Origin of the sequence: Mycobacterium hackensackense (assembly GCF_025822555.1) — a bacterium.
GTDB lineage: Bacteria > Actinomycetota > Actinomycetes > Mycobacteriales > Mycobacteriaceae > Mycobacterium > Mycobacterium fluoranthenivorans.
Genome location: NZ_JACKUC010000034.1, coordinates 305,093 through 321,962 on the forward strand (window position 1 = coordinate 305,093; position 16,870 = coordinate 321,962).

General features: G+C 67.5%; 17 protein-coding genes and 1 riboswitch. Of the genes, 6 read left to right on the forward strand and 11 right to left on the reverse strand.

The features are described from left to right. Nucleotides 1-189: 189 nt before the first annotated feature. Nucleotides 190-312: a hypothetical protein gene (locus H7J86_RS27595; protein WP_090363461.1), complete on the forward strand. Its 123-nt coding sequence runs from the start codon at nt 190-192 to the stop codon at nt 310-312. 139 nt (nt 313-451) lie between these two features. On the opposite strand, the gene H7J86_RS27600 is transcribed toward H7J86_RS27595, so the two are convergent. From H7J86_RS27600 to H7J86_RS27610, 3 genes are read right to left on the reverse strand one after another with little or no spacing between them, the layout of a single operon-like run. Beyond that, nucleotides 452-1,453 (reverse strand): NAD(P)H-dependent flavin oxidoreductase, encoded by a 1,002-nt coding sequence (locus tag H7J86_RS27600; protein ID WP_187096649.1) that lies wholly within the window; start codon nt 1,451-1,453, stop codon nt 452-454. Nucleotides 1,454-1,467: 14 nt separating this feature from the next. Continuing rightward, nucleotides 1,468-2,223 (reverse strand): 3-hydroxyacyl-CoA dehydrogenase, encoded by a 756-nt coding sequence (locus H7J86_RS27605; protein ID WP_090363449.1) that lies wholly within the window; start codon nt 2,221-2,223, stop codon nt 1,468-1,470. A gap of 38 nt (nt 2,224-2,261) precedes the next feature. Then, the gene (locus H7J86_RS27610) at nt 2,262-3,344 is read right to left on the reverse strand and encodes a CaiB/BaiF CoA transferase family protein (RefSeq protein ID WP_267294852.1); all 1,083 of its coding nucleotides are present in this window, start codon (nt 3,342-3,344) and stop codon (nt 2,262-2,264) included. Between the two features lie 122 nt (nt 3,345-3,466). Between H7J86_RS27610 and H7J86_RS27615 the strand changes: the two genes are divergently transcribed. Together H7J86_RS27615 and tet(V) are read left to right on the forward strand one after the other, a co-directional pair. Then, nucleotides 3,467-4,261: an enoyl-CoA hydratase gene (locus tag H7J86_RS27615; protein WP_187096651.1), complete on the forward strand. Its 795-nt coding sequence runs from the start codon at nt 3,467-3,469 to the stop codon at nt 4,259-4,261. Between the two features lie 59 nt (nt 4,262-4,320). Further along, on the forward strand, nt 4,321-5,583 hold the full coding sequence (tet(V), locus tag H7J86_RS27620; protein ID WP_267294853.1) for a tetracycline efflux MFS transporter Tet(V): 1,263 nt from the start codon (nt 4,321-4,323) through the stop codon (nt 5,581-5,583). 14 nt (nt 5,584-5,597) lie between these two features. On the opposite strand, the gene H7J86_RS27625 is transcribed toward tet(V), so the two are convergent. The 4 genes from H7J86_RS27625 to H7J86_RS27640 all read right to left on the reverse strand — a co-directional run bounded on the left by H7J86_RS27625 (nt 5,598) and on the right by H7J86_RS27640 (nt 8,637). Then, complete coding sequence (locus tag H7J86_RS27625; protein ID WP_267294854.1) at nt 5,598-6,272, reverse strand: CPBP family intramembrane glutamic endopeptidase; 675 nt, start codon at nt 6,270-6,272, stop codon at nt 5,598-5,600. Further along, the gene (locus H7J86_RS27630) at nt 6,269-7,402 is read right to left on the reverse strand and encodes an NAD(P)H-binding protein (RefSeq protein WP_267294855.1); all 1,134 of its coding nucleotides are present in this window, start codon (nt 7,400-7,402) and stop codon (nt 6,269-6,271) included. The genes H7J86_RS27625 and H7J86_RS27630 overlap by 4 nt, the downstream gene beginning before the upstream one ends. A gap of 153 nt (nt 7,403-7,555) precedes the next feature. Then, nucleotides 7,556-7,963, reverse strand: coding sequence for a hypothetical protein (locus tag H7J86_RS27635; RefSeq protein ID WP_267294856.1), 408 nt, complete (start codon nt 7,961-7,963; stop codon nt 7,556-7,558). Nucleotides 7,964-8,115: 152 nt separating this feature from the next. After that, nucleotides 8,116-8,637, reverse strand: coding sequence for a gamma carbonic anhydrase family protein (locus H7J86_RS27640; RefSeq protein ID WP_090363442.1), 522 nt, complete (start codon nt 8,635-8,637; stop codon nt 8,116-8,118). A gap of 111 nt (nt 8,638-8,748) precedes the next feature. Beyond that, nucleotides 8,749-8,839: riboswitch (glycine riboswitch) on the forward strand. Between the two features lie 201 nt (nt 8,840-9,040). Here H7J86_RS27640 and H7J86_RS27645 point away from each other — a divergent pair. Further along, the gene (locus H7J86_RS27645; protein WP_267294857.1) at nt 9,041-10,426 is read left to right on the forward strand and encodes an L-serine ammonia-lyase; all 1,386 of its coding nucleotides are present in this window, start codon (nt 9,041-9,043) and stop codon (nt 10,424-10,426) included. A 10-nt stretch (nt 10,427-10,436) separates the two neighbouring features. Here the strand turns inward: H7J86_RS27645 and H7J86_RS27650 are convergent, their stop codons facing one another. Further along, nucleotides 10,437-11,393 carry a GlxA family transcriptional regulator gene (locus H7J86_RS27650; protein ID WP_267294858.1) on the reverse strand — a complete coding sequence of 319 codons (957 nt, stop codon included), beginning with the start codon at nt 11,391-11,393 and terminating at the stop codon, nt 10,437-10,439. Between the two features lie 81 nt (nt 11,394-11,474). On the opposite strand from H7J86_RS27650, the gene H7J86_RS27655 reads away from it, so the two are divergent. Beyond that, nucleotides 11,475-12,746, forward strand: coding sequence for an MFS transporter (locus H7J86_RS27655; protein ID WP_267294860.1), 1,272 nt, complete (start codon nt 11,475-11,477; stop codon nt 12,744-12,746). 182 nt (nt 12,747-12,928) lie between these two features. Beyond that, nucleotides 12,929-13,681 (forward strand): fasciclin domain-containing protein, encoded by a 753-nt coding sequence (locus H7J86_RS27660; RefSeq protein WP_267294862.1) that lies wholly within the window; start codon nt 12,929-12,931, stop codon nt 13,679-13,681. A gap of 72 nt (nt 13,682-13,753) precedes the next feature. Here the strand turns inward: H7J86_RS27660 and H7J86_RS27665 are convergent, their stop codons facing one another. From H7J86_RS27665 to H7J86_RS27675, 3 genes are read right to left on the reverse strand one after another with little or no spacing between them, the layout of a single operon-like run. After that, the gene (locus H7J86_RS27665) at nt 13,754-14,896 is read right to left on the reverse strand and encodes an acyl-CoA dehydrogenase family protein (protein WP_090363436.1); all 1,143 of its coding nucleotides are present in this window, start codon (nt 14,894-14,896) and stop codon (nt 13,754-13,756) included. Beyond that, nucleotides 14,896-15,693: a crotonase/enoyl-CoA hydratase family protein gene (locus H7J86_RS27670; protein ID WP_267294864.1), complete on the reverse strand. Its 798-nt coding sequence runs from the start codon at nt 15,691-15,693 to the stop codon at nt 14,896-14,898. The genes H7J86_RS27665 and H7J86_RS27670 overlap by 1 nt, the downstream gene beginning before the upstream one ends. After that, the gene (locus tag H7J86_RS27675; RefSeq protein WP_267294866.1) at nt 15,690-16,838 is read right to left on the reverse strand and encodes a thiolase family protein; all 1,149 of its coding nucleotides are present in this window, start codon (nt 16,836-16,838) and stop codon (nt 15,690-15,692) included. The genes H7J86_RS27670 and H7J86_RS27675 overlap by 4 nt, the downstream gene beginning before the upstream one ends. Nucleotides 16,839-16,870: the final 32 nt, after the last annotated feature.

The following is a 16,870-nucleotide window of genomic DNA, read 5'->3' on the forward strand; positions in this document are numbered from 1 at the left end:
ACACATCGCAGGGTCGTGAAATTGTCGATCTTGAAGCTCAGGCGCAGGTCAGAGTCATCCTGACTCTTGAGTAAGGCGATCCGGCGCAACGCCCGCAAACATCCCGAACCTACCCGGCGGTAAGAATTGCCACGATATTCAGAATCGTGACTCAAAGATTCCTTAAATGTGACCCATACGCTCAGTGTCATGTGGATCGACGACACCAGTGCCGATGTCATCAAAGTCGACTTTGACGCCCTGTACCACGGGGATGTCCTCGTCGAGGGTGACACCTCCGAGCAGTTCCCCGACCTCGCTGCAGCGGTCTGACCGCAGCAGCTCCCTCCTAGCACCACGACGCCGCTGAGCCATGCCTCGGCGGCGTTGTGGCGTCTCAGGGCCTTCTCGCCAACGAAAACCGCGCGGCCGAACGTCATTGTTCGACCGCGCGGTCAGCTCGTAGCGCAGCTCAGGCGCTGGCTTTCTCTTCCTCGTCGAGGACGACCATGTCGGCCAGCCGGCCGATGATGATGTCCTCGGCTTCGTCGACGATGCGGGTGATGAGATCGGCGACGGTCGGGATGTCGTGGATCAGGCCCATGACCGTGCCCGCGGTCCAGATACCGGCATCGATATCGCCGTCCTCGAACACCTTGCGCCCACGCACACCGGCCACCAGGTCCTTGACGTCCTCGAACTGGCCGCCGTCGGCGAGGATCTGCACCACCTCACGCGAGACCGCGTTGGACGCCACCCGCGCCGTGTTGTGCAGGCTGCGGAAGATCAGCTCGGTGCCACGCTCGTCACCCGCGACGATGGCCTCCTTGACGTTCTGGTGGATACAGGACTCCACGGTGCACATGAACCGGGTGCCCATGTTGATCCCATCGGCGCCCAAGGCCAGCGCCGCCACCAGACCACGTGCATCACCGAAACCACCCGAGGCGATCATCGGGATCTCGATCTCCTTGGCCGCCGCCGGAATCAGCACCAAGCCCGGCACATCATCCTCACCGGGATGGCCCGCGCACTCGAACCCGTCGATGCTGATGCCATCCACCCCGAGGGTCTGCGCCTTGACCGCGTGCCGCACCGAAGTGCACTTGTGCAGCACCTTGATCCCGTTGTCGTGAAACATCGGCAGATGCGGGCCGGGGTTGGAACCCGCCGTCTCCACGATCTTGATACCGGCATCGACGATCACCTGGCGGTACTCGTCATACGGAGGCGGGGTGATCGACGGCAGGATCGTCAGGTTCACCCCGAACGGCTTGTCGGTCAGATCGCGGGTCTTGGCGATCTCATTGGCCAGATCCGCCGGGGTCGGCTGGGTCAGCGCGGTGAGGAATCCCAACCCACCCGCATTCGCGACGGCCGCCACCAGCTCGGCGCGGCCGACCCACTGCATACCGCCCTGGGCGATGGGGTGTTCGACACCGAAGGCCTCGGTGAATTTCGTAACCAGAGTCATTGCTTCTCCTCGATCTACCGCGGGGCCATGCGGATCGCGCCGTCGAGGCGGATGACCTCGCCGTTGAGCATCGGGTTCTCGACGATGTGCACCGCCAGCGCGCCGTACTCATCCGGATCGCCCAGCCGGGCGGGGTGCGGCACCTGCTGGCCGAGGGAGCGCTGCGCCTCCTCCGGCAATGAGCCCAGCAGCGGGGTCTTGAACAGTCCCGGGGCGATGGTGCAGACACGGATCAGGCTGCGCGACAGGTCACGTGCCACGGGCAGGGTCAACCCGACCACGCCGCCCTTGGACGCCGAGTAGGCGGCCTGGCCGATCTGCCCGTCGAACGCCGCGACCGAGGCGGTGTTGATGATGACGCCGCGCTCCTCGTTCTTGAGCGGCTCCGTCTTGGCGATGCGCTCGGCGGCCAGCCGCAGCACGTTGAACGTGCCGATCAGGTTGACCTCCACGACCTTGCGGAAGCCGTCCAGCGGGAACGGGCCTTCCTTGCCGAGGGTCTTGATGGCGTTGCCGATACCCGCGCAGTTGACGTTGATGCGCACCGGACCGAGCGACTCGGCCACATCCAGGGCCTTGCTGACCGCGTCCTCGTCGGTGACGTTGGCGGCGACGAACCTGGCGCGCTCACCCAGTTCGGCGACCGCTTCCTCGCCCTTGAGGTCGATGACGACGACCGACGCGCCGGCGTCGAGCAGTCGCTTGGTGGTCGCCAGGCCGAGGCCCGAGGCCCCGCCGGTGACAACCGCTACCGAATCCTTGATTTCCACGTGCCGTGCTTCCTTCCTATCGGGGTCGTTACCGGGCTCTAGGCCCAGTCGGAGAGAATCGTGTCGTTGTCGGCGCCGACCACCGGGGGCGGCGTCGGCTGCCCCGGCCGGCTGCGGGAGAACCGCGGGGCGGGCATCGGCTGCAGGCCGGCACCCGTCTCATAGAAGGTGTCGCGCTCGGCCACATGCGGTTCACTGAGCACCTCGCCGAACGCCAGCACCGGTGTGGCACAGGCATCCGAACCCGCGAAGATCTGCGCCCACTCGTCGCGCGTCTTGGTCTTGAACACCTCGGTGAAGGTGGTCCGCAGCTCTTCCCAGCGGGCCATGTCGTTCTGGCCGGGCAGCTCGGCTTGGTCCAGCCCCAGCTTGGCCAGCAGCTCGGCGTAGAACTGCGGTTCGATGGCACCGATCGCGAAATGCTTGCCGTCGGCGGTCTCATAGGTGTCGTAATAGGGAGCGCCGGTGTCGAGCATGTTGGTGCCACGCTCATCCGACCACAGGCCCTGCGACCGGAACGACCACATCATCTGGATCAGCACGCTGGAGCCGTCGATCATGGCCGCATCGACCACCTGCCCCTTGCCCGAGGTCTGGCGTTCGAAGAGCGCCGACAGGATGCCCAGCAGCAGGAACATCGACCCGCCACCGAAATCACCGGCCAGGTTCAGCGGCGGCACCGGCTTCTCGCCCTTACGCCCGATCGCGTGCAGCACACCGTTGAGCGAGATGTAGTTGATGTCGTGACCGGCCTGCAGTGCCCGCGGGCCGTCCTGCCCCCACCCCGTCATCCGGGCGTAGACCAGCTTCTCGTTGACCTTCGCGCAATCCTCGGGCCCGAGGCCCAGCCGCTCGGTGACGCCGGGCCGGAAACCCTCGATCAACACATCGGCCTTGGCCACCAGATCGAGCACGAACTGTTTACCCTCAGCGGATTTCAGGTCGGCGGTGACGCTGCGCCGGTTACGCAGCATGGCATCTTTGGCGGGGCTGTTCGACGCCGTCGGGCGGTCCACCCGCACCACGTCTGCGCCCAGATCACCCAGAATCATCGCCGCGTGCGGGCCGGGGCCGATACCGGCCAATTCGACAACCCGCAATCCGTGCAGTGGTCCCGTCATACCGCCGTCCTTCGTCGTTGAGTTGCTCGTCGAGTACGAGTTAGTTGACCGCCGACATAGCTTACTTGTATAACCAAGTCGACCGGCCGTGGGCCACCCAGCCAACCGTGAGGGCGCTTCTCATGACGTATGCCAGCATCGACTCCCTGCTCGTCGCGCTCGACGACGGGGTGTTGTCGGTGACCCTCAATCGTCCCGACACCCTGAACTCGCTGTCTGAAGCCATGCTGACCGGTGTCGCCGAAGCCCTCGAGCGGGCCGCCACAGACCCCGCGGTCCGCGTCGTGAAGTTGGCCGGCGCGGGCCGCGGTTTCAGCTCCGGCGCCGGCATCAGCGCCGAGGATGTCTCGGCCAAGTCCGTCAACGGCCCGGAGGAGGTGCTCGACGCCGCCAACCGCGCGGTGCGGTCCATCGTCGCGCTGCCCAAACCCGTCGTCGCCGTGGTGCAGGGCCCCGCCGCCGGCGTCGGCGTCTCGCTGGCGCTCGCCGCCGATATCGTATTGGCTTCGGAGAAGGCCTTTTTCATGCTGGCCTTCACCAAAATCGGACTGATGCCCGACGGCGGCGCCTCCGCCTTGATCGCCGCGGCCGTCGGGCGCATCCGGGCGCAGCGGATGGCACTGCTGGCCGAGCGCATCACCGCGGCCGAGGCCTACGACTGGGGTCTGGTCACCACGGTGCACGCCGCCGAGGACTTGGACGCCGCCGTGGCCAAGGTGATCGACACTCTGGCCACCGGCCCGGCCGTGTCACTGCGTAAGACCAAGCAGGCCATCAACGATGCCACCCTCACCGAACTGGAGGCCGCGCTCGAGCGCGAACGCGAGGGTCAGCTGGTCCTGCTGACCTCCGACGATTTCCGGGAGGGCACCAAGGCCTTCCAGGAGCACCGCAAGGCCACCTTCACCGATACGTGATCCCGCGCGCCGAATAATTCGGTGGCTTCGACCAACCCCGATCGGTCACCATCGGTGATGTGACCACGCAACTGGAGCAACCGCGCTGGCGGGTACTCGCACCGTTGCGACACCGCGAATACCGCCTGTTGATCGGCGCCGTCGCGCTGTCCATCTTCGCCTCCGGCATGTGGACGGTGGTGATGGCGCTGCAGGTCATCGCGCTGGACAACGACCCCACCGCGCTGTCCCTGGTGGCAACCTGCTTGAGCGCTGGCTTGATCGCGTTCGTCCTGGTCGGCGGTATCGCCGCGGACCGTCTGCCGCAGCGCGGCATCATCATCGCCGTCGAATCGGTCAACACCGCCGTGGCCACGGCGGTGGCGGTACTCGGCCTCACCGGCCAGTTGCGGTTGTGGCACATGGCCGTGGGCGCCACCGCCCTCGGCGTGGGCGCCGCATTCTTCTTCCCGGCGTACAGCGCCTACCTGCCGCGGCTGCTCCCGCCAGAACAACTGCTGGCGGCCAACGGAATCGAGGGCATGCTCCGGCCCACCATGCAGCAGGCCGTCGGTCCGGCGGTGGCCGGCATGCTGATCGGCGCCACCTTCCCGTCGCTGGGTGCGGTGGCCGTCGCCGCCCTCTACGGCACCGGCTTGATCCTGCTCGTCGCGACCAGGCCGGTGGCCCAGGTAGTTCCGGCCGAACGTCCGAGCACACATCCGCTGGCCGACCTCCGGGACGGCTTCCGGTTCATGGTGCGCACCCCGTGGCTGCTGGCGACCTTGCTGTTCGCGAGCGGTTTCGTCCTGCTCATCATCGGTCCACTGGAAGTGCTGCTGCCGTTCATCACGAATGCGCGCTTCGCACACGGTGAACGGATCTTCGGTTTCGTGTTGGCAGCGTTCGGCCTCGGCGGGGCGGTCGGTGCGATCGCGGTCTCGTCGGTGCGGCTGCCGCGGCGTTATCTCACGGTCATGGTGATGTGCTGGGGACTGGGCAATCTGCCGCTGGTCGCGATCGGCTACACGTCGTCGTTCGCGGTGATGGCGGCGGCCGCCTTCGTGGTCGGCATGACCAGCACCGCGGCCACCGTCATCTGGGGGACGCTGCTCCAGCGCAGGGTTCCCCCGGCGATGCTGGGCCGGGTTTCCAGCCTGGACTTCTTCGTCTCGCTGGTCTTCATGCCGGTGTCGATGGCCGTGGCCGGGCCGCTGTCCAAAGTGTTCGCGGTGCAGACCATCTTCTTGGCGGCCGGCACCATTCCGGCCGCGCTGGGTCTGATCGCCTGGCTGGCAGCCCGGATGCCGCGCGACGAGGTGGCGCATCCGCTGAACTCCTGAGGCGACCGCGCCGGTCACAGACCGAAGATCGGCGGCAGGGCCAGCACCATCACCAGACCCCAGAAGAAATGGGTGAGCATGGGCGCCAGCACGCCGCCGGTCGCGCGGCGCAGCAGCGCACAGACGGCGCCGAGCACGATCGCGGCGAACCCGAGCATCGGGTTGCCCGCCGCCATCACCGCGACGAAATAGATCGCCGTCGTCACCGGGACGGGCCGGTGGCCGCCGAGCGCGCTGTACAACGCGCCACGGAAGAACAGCTCCTCGGCCAAGCCGTTGATCACGGTGATGAAAACGACCAGCGCAAGTGCGCCCTGATCGGCGAATTGCAAGACGGCGGTGACGTATTCGCGCACCGGTGGGATGAGCCGTGCGATCAGACCGCCGATGACGAACACCGCGCCCAGCCCGATTCCCACCCCGATTCCGAGCAGGACGGGCCGGCGCTCACTGCCAGGCAGCCGGCCCAGGTGCAACGGCCCGGACAGGACGGCCCCCGCCGACCAGACCACGGCCATGACGAGGGTGAAGACGTAGAAGGAGCTGTCCCCCGGGTGCCTGCTCAGTGCGTACGCCTGCAGCGCCGCCCCCATCACCAACACCGCAACGACGGTGATCCGTCTGCGCAGCACCACTTTTCGGGCTTCCTCAACGGCAGGTGCGGCGGCGCGCCACGGCGGCGGGATCATCGGCGAGGCCCCCGCAGGATCAGCCCGGCCAGGATATCGATCCCGGTGCGCAGTGCGGCGGTGACCGGACCGGGTAGCAGCGAGAGCAGTGCGAGCCCGGGCCGGGCGATCGTCGGGGTGAGCTGACGGATGCGCGACATATCGCCGCCGGCCCAGGACGGGTCGGTATCGGCGAGGTGGTGCGGATCGGCCAGATCGGTGACCGGGACCCGCTCGGGCGTATGCAGCGAGCGGGTGATCGCCTTGTTCACCGTCAGCAGACCGCCGGCCGGGTCGGGCACCAGATTGCGTAACCCCTCCCCCGCCGCGGTCATCGGATGATCCAGTGACGCAGTCAAATCGGCGGTGAGCGCGCCGGGAACCGGAAGCGCCACAGCCGACACCTTCGACGCCAGCACGGTCGGCACGCCCGGCGCGGGCACGGCCCACTGCCGTGTTCCGGACAGCCGGGCGTAGACCGCCAACAGGTCCCGGTAGCTGGTCGTCTGCGGTCCACTGATGTCGTATGCCCCGGCGGGCACCAACTCGCTGTCTACGGCGGCCATGAGGTAGTGCAGCACATCGCGGATGGAGATGGGGTCGATGGGGTTGGACAGCCAGGACGGTTGCGGCAGCACCGGGAAGCGTTCGGCGACATAGCGCAGGATCTCGAACGACGTCGACCCCGCGCCGATGATCAGCGCCGCACCGAGCCACACCACTTCGGCACCGCCGGCAACCGTGAGGGCCTGAGCCACTTCGGCTCGGCCGGCCAGATGTTCGGACAACACGTCGTCGGCGGGCACGAAACCGCCGAGGTAGATGATGCGGCCGACGCCCGCCTGAGCAGCGGCCAGCGCACAGCGGCGGGCACCCTCGTTGTCCGCGGTCCTGAAGTCCGTCTCACCGATCCCGTGCACCAGGTAGTAGACGACATCCACGTGTCCGCACCGCGCGAAAAGCGTTGCCACCGAATCGGGGTCGTTCGCATCCAGGGATACGGCCGTGACGTCGCGGTACCACCCGAACGCGGTCAGACGCTCCGGCCTCCGGCTGGTCACCACCACGTGGTGGCCGGCCGAGAGCAGTTCGCCGACCAGTCGTGATCCGATATATCCGGTGGCCCCGGTGACGAGGACGCGCGCGGTCATCCGCATCCCACGCATGCGTTCGACATCTTCACCGAAGCCTCCTGACCACCGCTAGTCCTGGCACTGCACGCGGTGGTCCATACCCTGATCGAGACGGTGCTACACGCCAGGGAGTTGCTCGTCACACCAGGCGGACGAGAGGGTGGCCTGGCCTCATCGGGTGGAGTGCCGGGCACCGCGCGGGTCGTCGACGACCACCCGGTCGGGCTGGTCATCGCCCTCGTCGCGGGTAACCCGGGGGTCGATCTTGTCGGCCTGCTCGCGCCGGGCATCCAAGCGCTCACGCGTCGAATCGACCTGGTCGCGATGGCCGGCGGCCCGATCCTGCAGAAGGGCGGCTTCGGCGGCCTTCGCCTCGGCTTCGGCCTGGGCCGCGCGCGCCTTCGCCTCGGTCTCGGCGGCCACCGCCTCGCGCCTGTTCAGCCGCTGGCTCTCCTCCTGAACCTCTGCCCGGATGCGTTCGGCCTGCGCGGTGCGTCGGCGGCGGGTGGCGTTGCGAACCAGGAATGCGACGAGCGCCAACACCAGTGCGGCGACGATGATCCAGCTGGTGGTGGTCATGAGGACTCCTCCGATCAAGGGGCGCATCAAAAATTGACGTGCCTGCTGGTTCGGATGCCCGCGTGGGCCGCCCTTCAAACCCCACCGTCGCGGGAACGTACCGCCTTCGACGGAAAGCTCAGCGGGAAGCGTTGTCGGCGTTCGCCTTCGGGTTAACCCTGCCCCCGGTGCAAGTCGATGAGCCCCCTATAGGCCTCGGCGTTGAAGCGATTGCCGGCGACCTCCTCGTCGCCGAGACTGCGGCGCACCTTCCCCGGCACACCCGCGACCAGCGACCGTGGCGGGATCACCGCGCCCTGGGGCACCACCGCGCCGGCCGCCACCAGCGACCCCGCACCCACGACCGCCCCGTTCAGCACGATGGCGCCCATCCCGACGAGCACGTCGTCCTCGATGGTGCAGCCGTGCAGCACCGCGTTGTGGCCGACCGTGACACCCGCGCCGATACGCGCCGGGAAACCCGGGTCGACATGGACGGTGACACCGTCTTGGATGTTGCTGCCCTCGCCGACCTCGATGGGCTCGAACTCGGCGCGCAATGTGGCGTTGTACCAGACACTCACGCGGGCGGCCAGCGTCACCGGGCCGATCAGGGTGGCGTTGGGTGCCACCCAGGACTCGGCGTGCAGCTGCGGGGCACGCCCGCGGATAGGAATGATCAGCGCTTCAGGCATGGGCGTCATCGTAATCAGTGTCCCCGCGCGAGCGCGGTAGGTGTCCGATCTCGGCGTGACATCCGGCGCGGGAGTGGGTAGATTCTCTGCTCACCACAATCGAATAGCCGTCGACACGTTGTGGGAGAACCTCGTTCACGAGGCGCCGTAGGAGCAATATCCTCCCCGGGAATCTCTCAGGCACCAGTACCGCAGCGTCGAGGCAACTCTGGAGACAAGGCGTCACCTCATGGGAACGGCCTTACCGAAGGTGTAGAGGATCCGCGGCACGACGCGGAACCGCAGACTCTCAGGTTTCAGGACAGAGTGGGGAGGGCGCCACCGGCCCGGTTTGGCTCCGGGCTCAGCCGAGATGGAGTCGCCCGTTGTCCGTTACACCCACCCACCGCATCGGGTAATTGCCATGGTGGTCAGCGCATTCGAATTGTTCTCCGTCGGAATCGGCCCGTCGAGTTCGCACACCGTCGGTCCGATGCGTGCCGCCGCCCGGTTCGTCGAAGCTCTGCGCGCCGGCGACCAGATGCGCGACCTCACCCGGATCAGCGTGCAGTTGTACGGCTCCCTGGCCGCCACCGGCGCCGGCCACGGCACCCAGTCGGCGATCCTGCTCGGCCTCGAAGGCTGCCGGCCCGAAGACGTCACCACCGAGGACAAGGAACGCCGCCTCGCCGAGATCGCCGCCACCGGCACCACCCGGATCGGCGGGGACATTCCGGTGCCCCTGACCGAGGACGCGATGATTCTGCGCGCCTCGACGGTCCTGCCGCGCCATCCCAACGCAATGACGTTGAGCGCCTTCAATTCCCGCGGCGAGGTGCTGTCCACCCAGACCTATTACTCCATCGGGGGCGGGTTCGTCGTCACCGAGGACAGCCCCGACGCCGGCACCGACCACCGCTGCGCCACCCCGCTGCCGTACGCCTCGGGTCGAGAACTGCTCGAACTCTGCGCGCACAAGGGACTCACCATCAGCGCGGTCGCCATGAGCAACGAACGATGTTGCCGCTCCGAGGGGGATGTCCGGAAGAACCTGCTGCACCTGCGCGATGTCATGGCCGAGAGTGCCCGCAACGGCATCGCCCGCGACGGCGTGCTGCCCGGAGTGCTGCAGGTGCGGCGGCGGGCCAAGGCCTGGTACCACAGTCTCAGCGCCGAAGATCCGGAGCGCACAGCGGAATTCGCCGAAGACTGGGTGAATCTGATCGCGCTGGCGGTCAACGAGGAGAACGCTTCCGGCGGGCGCATCGTCACGGCTCCGACCAACGGAGCGGCCGGCATCATCCCCGCCGTGCTGCACTACGCCACCCACTACACCCGCGCCGGGACGGCTGACCCGGACGACACCGCGGTCCGGTTCCTGCTCACCGCGGCTGCCATCGGATCACTGTTCAAGGAGCGCGCGTCGATCTCCGGAGCCGAGGTCGGGTGTCAGGGCGAGGTCGGGTCGGCGGCAGCCATGGCCGCTGCGGGACTGGCCGAAATCCTCGGCGGCACCACACACCAGGTGGAGAACGCGGCCGAGATCGCCATGGAACACAGCCTCGGACTGACCTGCGATCCGATCGCCGGGCTGGTTCAGATCCCCTGTATCGAACGCAATGCCATCTCAGCCGGCAAGGCGATCAACGCCGCCCGCATGGCGTTGCGCGGCGACGGCAGCCACCGGGTCAGCCTCGATCAGGTCATCGAGACCATGCGCACCACCGGAGCGGATATGCACGCCAAGTACAAGGAGACCTCGACGGGCGGGCTGGCCATCAACGTGGGGGTCAACGTCGTCGAATGCTGAGCCACCGCATTCAGGCGCCCTGGTACACCTTGCGGTAGCTCGACGGGGACATCCCCATCCCGCGGCGCAGATGGTGGCGCAGGTTGCCGCCGGTACCCAGCCCCGACAGCCGGGCCACCTCGTCGACCGGAATATCCCTGGACTCCAGCAGTTCCCGGGCCCGGTCGATACGGCGCTGCCGGATCCAGTTGCCCGGCGCCTCGCCGGTCTCCTCGCGGAACCGGCGGTTGAACGTCCGCAGGCTCATATGGGCATGCTGGGCCAGGGTTTGCACGGTGAGTTCTTCGGTCAGGTGCGCCAGCGCCCAGGCCCGGGTGGCCGCCGTCGAGGCGTGGTCCCCCGCCGGCACCTGCCGGTCGATGAACTGCGCTTGGCCACCTTCCCGCCACGGTGGCACCACGCAGTGACGGGCGACCGCGGTGGCCACCTGCACACCGTGATCACACCGAATAATGTGCAGGCACAAGTCGATTCCCGCGGCCAGTCCGGCCGAGGTGAGCACGTCACCGTCATCGACGAACAGCACGTTCTCGTCCACCCGGACCGCCGGGTAGAGCTCGCGCAAGGTGTCGGCATACTTCCAGTGGGTCGTCACGGTCCGGCCGTCCAGCCGGCCCACCGCGGCCAGCACGAACGCGCCGGTGCAGATCGACACCACGCGGGCGCCGGGCCGGATCCGGGCGAACGCGGCGGCCACGGCGTCCTCGACGCCGCCGCCGGTTCGCGCCGGCGGGTAACGCGTGCCGGGGATGACGACGGTGTCGGCGGTGTCCAGCGCCTCCGGGCCGGCGGTGGGCACGATCGCGAAACCGTTGGTGGACGCGACGGGCCCCGGCTCGACGGCACACGTCGTCACCTCGTACAAGGGCTCACCGTCGCCGCCCGCCGCGGTCCCGAACAGGGTCGGCGCGATGGTGGCGTCGAAACCCACCACGGGCGCCAGCAGCAGGACGGCGACACGATGCATCACGCCAGTCTGGCATGTTTTTGATGAATCGTGTCGTTTGTGCCACTAGGCGGGCGGCCCGGTTTCCGCGACAGTGAGCCGGTGACACTTCTCGGTACGCGAACACGCCTGCATTGGGCCTGGGTGGTCGCCGCGGTCAGTTTCATCGCCATCCTCGGCGCGGCGGCCTTCCGGTCGGTGCCCGGGGTGATGATGAACCCGCTGCATCACGAATTCGGCTGGAGCCACGGCACGGTCGGCGCGGCGATGGCGGTCAACATGACGCTCTACGGCCTCACCGCCCCGTTCGCCGCGGCCCTGATGGACCGGTTCGGGGTGCGCCCGGTGCTCACCGGGGCCCTCACCTTGATCGCGGCCGGCTCGGCGCTCAGCGTGCTCATGACGGCCAGCTGGCAGCTGGTGCTGCTGTGGGGCGTACTCGTCGGATTGGGCACCGGCGCCATCTCGATGGGTTTCGTCGCGACCATCGCCACCCGCTGGTTCGAGGCCCGGCGCGGACTGGTCACCGGTGTCCTGACAGCGGCCAGCGCCACCGGTCAGCTCGTCTTCCTGCCGGTGGTGGCCGCGGTGACCATCCACCACGGCTGGCGCTGGGCTTCGCTCATCGTCGCCGCGGCGGCGGTCGCGGTGGTACCGCTGGTCGCGTTGTTCATGCGCAACTACCCGCAGGACCTGGGGCTGACGGCCTATGGCGCCGACCCCTTTGATTCCGGTGCACGCAAACCCGAGGTGCTCCCCACCGGCACGTTCGCCGCGGCGTTCGAGGGGCTGCGGATCGGGCTGCGCTCCCGAGCGTTCTGGCTGCTCGCCGTCAGCTTCGCGATCTGCGGGATGACCACCAACGGCCTGATCGGCACGCATTTCATCCCGGCGGCCAACGATCACGGCATGCCCACGACGGTGGCCGCGGGCCTGCTGGCGACCATCGGCGTGCTCGACGTGCTGGGCACCGTGTTCTCCGGCTGGCTCACCGACCGGGTCGACCCCCGGCTGCTGCTGGTCGTCTACTACACCGGACGCGGGTTGTCGCTGGTACTGCTGCCCTCGCTGCTGTCCCCCCACGCCGAACCGAGCACCTGGGTGTTCGTCATCTTCTACGGGCTGGACTGGGTGGCCACCGTGCCGCCGACGATCGTGCTCTGCCGCGAGTACTTCGGTGCCCGCACCCCCGTGGTGTTCGGCTGGGTGTTCGCATCCCATCAGTTGGGCGCGGCCGTCGCTGCGGCCGGTGCCGGGTGGATCCGGGACCTGCAGGGCAACTATGACCTGGCGTTTTATCTCGCAGCCGGATTGTGCCTCATCGCCGCAGGACTTTGCGGGGCGGTCCGCCGCACCCGAATCGGCCAGCGCTGAGCTGTCCTCGTTTTTGTTCCTCCAGCCGGGACGAATAGCATGCAATCGGCGCCGCGGGGACGCCGAGGCATGGATGGATCGGTTAGCTGATGGTGAGTGCGCACTGCGCGCACCTAGGTCCCCGCCCATCCTCGCCGCCCAGCTTCACGCACCTGGACCAGGCACGAGATGGAGGAACTCACGTGCAAGCACGCACAGGCAAGCTCATCGGTGGCGTCGTCGTATCCGCGGCGATCGCCCTGTCCGCCGCGGTGACGGCGCACGCCGACACGACCACCCCGACGGCTCCGATTCCCACGCCGCAGGGACCCGCCTGCGACGCGGGCATCAAGTCCGTCGCCTCAGGCCCCGGCTCGCTGGAAAGCCTGGCCAAGGAGGGGTCGTCCGCCGCGCTGGCGGCCATCCCGGAGATCTCCACCTTCAGTCAGGCCGTCTCCGGACAGCTGAATCCCGCCGTGAACGTCTCCAGCGTGCTGGACAACGGTCCGTACGTGGTGTTCGCACCCAGCAACGACGCGTTCGCCAAGCTGGATCCGGCCCAACTCGAGGCGATCAAGGCCGATCCCGCGAAGCTGACCGCGCTGGTGTACTACCACATGGTCCTCGGCATCCTGGGCCCCGACGACATCCACGGCACCATGTACACGCAGCAGGGCAAGCCCGTCGTGGTCAAGGGCAAGGGCGGCGATATCACCGTCAACGACGCCAAGGTCACCTGCGGTGGCATCAAGGCCGAGAACATGCGGGTCTACATCCTCGACACCGTGCTGGACCCGGCCCAGGCCCCCGAGGTCGTGACCGCCACCCCGACGTCGACCTCTTCGACGGAGACCACGTCCGCGACCGAGACGACCGCGACGTCCACCCCGGCCGCCGAGACTCCGGTGACGACCACGACGACCACGACGACCACCACCGTGGCCCCGCCGCGGTAATCCGCCGTCGCAGCTACGAATAGCGGCGCCCACCGGTGACGGTGGGCGCCGCTTCTCGTTGTCCGGACGGGCCTACAGGCCCAGGTCCCGGCCGATGATCTCTTTCATGATCTCGGTGGTGCCGCCGTAGATCGTCTGGATGCGGACATCGACGTAATCCTTGGCCACCCGGTACTCGTTCATATAGCCGTAGCCGCCGTGCAGCTGCAGGCACTGATCGACGACCTTCTTGCCGAGCTCGGTGCACCACCACTTGGCTTTGGACGCCTGAACCGCGGTGAGTTCCTTGTCGACGACGGCCCGCAGGCACCGGTCGACGTACTGCTCGGCGATATCGAGTTCGGTGTCCAGCTCGGCCATCACGAAGCGGCTGTTCTGGAAGCTGCCGATGGGCTGACCGAAAGCCTTGCGATCCTTGATGTACTGCAGCGTCTCGTTGAAGGTGGCCCGTGCGCCGGCAACACCGGCGATGGCGATCGAAAGCCGTTCCGAGGGAAGGTTTTCCATCAGGTGATAGAAGCCCTTGCCTTCGACACCCAGCAAGTTGGTGGCCGGGACGCGGACGTCCTCGAAGTTCAGCTCGGCGGTGTCGGCGGCATGCTGGCCGATCTTGTCGAGCTTGCGGCCCCGGGTGAAGCCCGGCATGTCCCGCTCGACCACCAGCAGTGAGAAGCCCTTGTGCCCGGCCTCCGGGTCGGTCCGGGCCACCACGATGACCAGGTCGGAATTGATACCCGCGGAGATGAACGTCTTGGAGCCGTTGATGATCCAGTCGTCACCGTCGCGGACGGCCGTGGTGCGAATGCCGGCCAGGTCGCTGCCCGCGCCGGGCTCACTCATGGCGATGGCGCCGATCAGCTCGCCGCTGGCGAAGCCGGGCATCCAGCGCTTCAGTTGCTCTTCGGTGGCCAGGTTGGTGAAGTACGGACCGACGATGTCGTTCTGCAGGGTCAGGCTCGGGCAGGCCAGACCGAACTTGGAGAACTCTTCGACGATGACGGCGTTGAACCGGAAGTCGTCGACACCGCCGCCGCCGTACTCCTCGGGCATGTTGAACCCGATCAGTCCGTAATTGCCTGCGGCCACATAAGCTTCGCGGTCGACCAGGCGGTTGGCCTCCCACTTCTCGACGTTGGGCAGGCACTCCTTTTCCAGGAACTGCTTGGCGGTCTCCCGGAACTGCTCGTGTTCGGTTTCGAAAACCAGTCTCTTCATTACTTCGCTTTCCAGACGGGTTCGCGCTTCTGCGCGAAGGCGAGTGGACCCTCTTGTGCGTCCTCGGTCTTGAGCAGGGTGGCGAACTCTCCGAAGGTCTGCTTCCAGAACGGCTCATCGGCGGCGACCACGCCGTCGATGGCGCCGTAGGACACCCGCTTGCTGGCCCGAACGGCCAACGGCGCGTTGACCGCAATACGTTCGGCCAGTTCCACGGCCGCCTCCACGACGGTGCCGTCCGGCACCACCTTATTGATCAGGCCCCACTTGAGCGCATCCGCCGAGGACAGCGGCTCGCCGGTGTAGACCAGCTCCAGCGCCAGCTTCTGCGGCAGCTGCTGGACGATGCGGAACACGCCGCCGGCACCGGCGATCAGGCCGCGTTTCACCTCGGGCAGACCGAATTTCGCGCGTTCCTCGGCCACCACCAGGTCACTGGCCAGGGCCAGTTCGGTGCCTCCGCCCAGGGCGGTGCCGTTGACCGCGGCGATGGTCGGCTTGTCGATGAAATGCCGCACGTAGCCGGCGAAACCCCACTCCGGGTGATCGGGGTGGAACAGGTTCTCCCCGCGCGAGATGGCCTTGAGGTCCGCACCGGCACAGAACGCCTTGTCGCCCGAACCGGTGAGGATGACCACCCGTACCTCGGGATCGTCCTGCGCGGCCTGCAGCGCGTCGCCGACACCGATGGACACCGAGGCGTTGATCGCATTGCGCGCCTCGGGCCGGTTGATCGTGATGATCAGGACGTTACCGCGCCGTTCTACAAGCGCTCCCGACTGCTGTTCGTCGCTCACAGCAGCTCGAGGATGGTCGCGTTGGCCTGGCCGCCACCTTCACACATGGTCTGCAGGCCGTACTGAATGTTGTTGTCCCGCATGTGGTACAGCAGCGTGGTGAGGATGCGGGCACCGGATCCGCCGAGCGGGTGGCCGAGTGCGATGGCGCCGCCGTTGGGGTTGAGCTTGGCTTCGTCGGCGCCGATATCCTTCAGCCATGCCATCGGCACCGGGGCGAACGCCTCGTTGACCTCGAAGACACCGATCTGGTCGACGCTCAGGCCGGACTTGGCCAGCGCCTTCTGGGTGGCCGGGATGGGCGCGGTCAGCATGATGACCGGGTCGGCACCGGCGAGCACCGCGGTGTGCACCTTGGCAAGGGGCTTGAGGCCCAGCTCTTTTGCCTTCTCCGCCGAGGTGATCAGCAGCGCCGCCGAACCGTCGGAGATCTGGCTGGAGTTACCGGCGTGGATCACACCGTCCTCCTTGAAGGCGGGCTTGATACCGGCCATGGACTCGACGGTGCCGCCGCGGCGGATGCCGCCGTCCTCCAAGACGACGTTGCCTTCCTGATCCTTGATTCCGACGATCTGATCCTTGAAAGCACCGGAATCCTGTGCAACGGCAGCCTTCTCATGCGACCGCAGGGAGAACTCGTCGAGCTCGGTGCGCGAGAAGCCCCACCGTTCGGCGACCATTTCGGCACCCACACCCTGGTTGGGGGACTTGTGGTCGTAGCGCGCGAGGAAGGCCTCCGGGTAGGGATGACCGCCGTTGGCCAGCGAGGAGCCCATCGGGGTGCGCGACATCGCCTCGACACCACCGGCCACCACGACGTCGTAGTGACCGGCGATCACACCGGCGACGGCGAAGTGCAACGACTGCTGACTGGAACCACACTGGCGGTCCACCGTGACACCGGGAACCGTCTCGGGCCACCCGGCGGTCAGCGCGGCAGTGCGGGCGATGTCGAGCGCCTGCTCACCGGCCTGCATGACACAGCCCCAGATGACGTCGTCGACGAGTCCCGGGTCGATCCCGGCGCGCTGCACCAGACCGTTGAGCACCTGCGCCGACAATTCGGCGGGGTGCACCCCGGACAGGGCTCCGTTGCGCTTCCCGACTGGGGACCGCACTGCCTCGACGATGACCGCTTCAGCCATGAACTTCTCCTTCGAAGGTGTGTTGGCGTTTG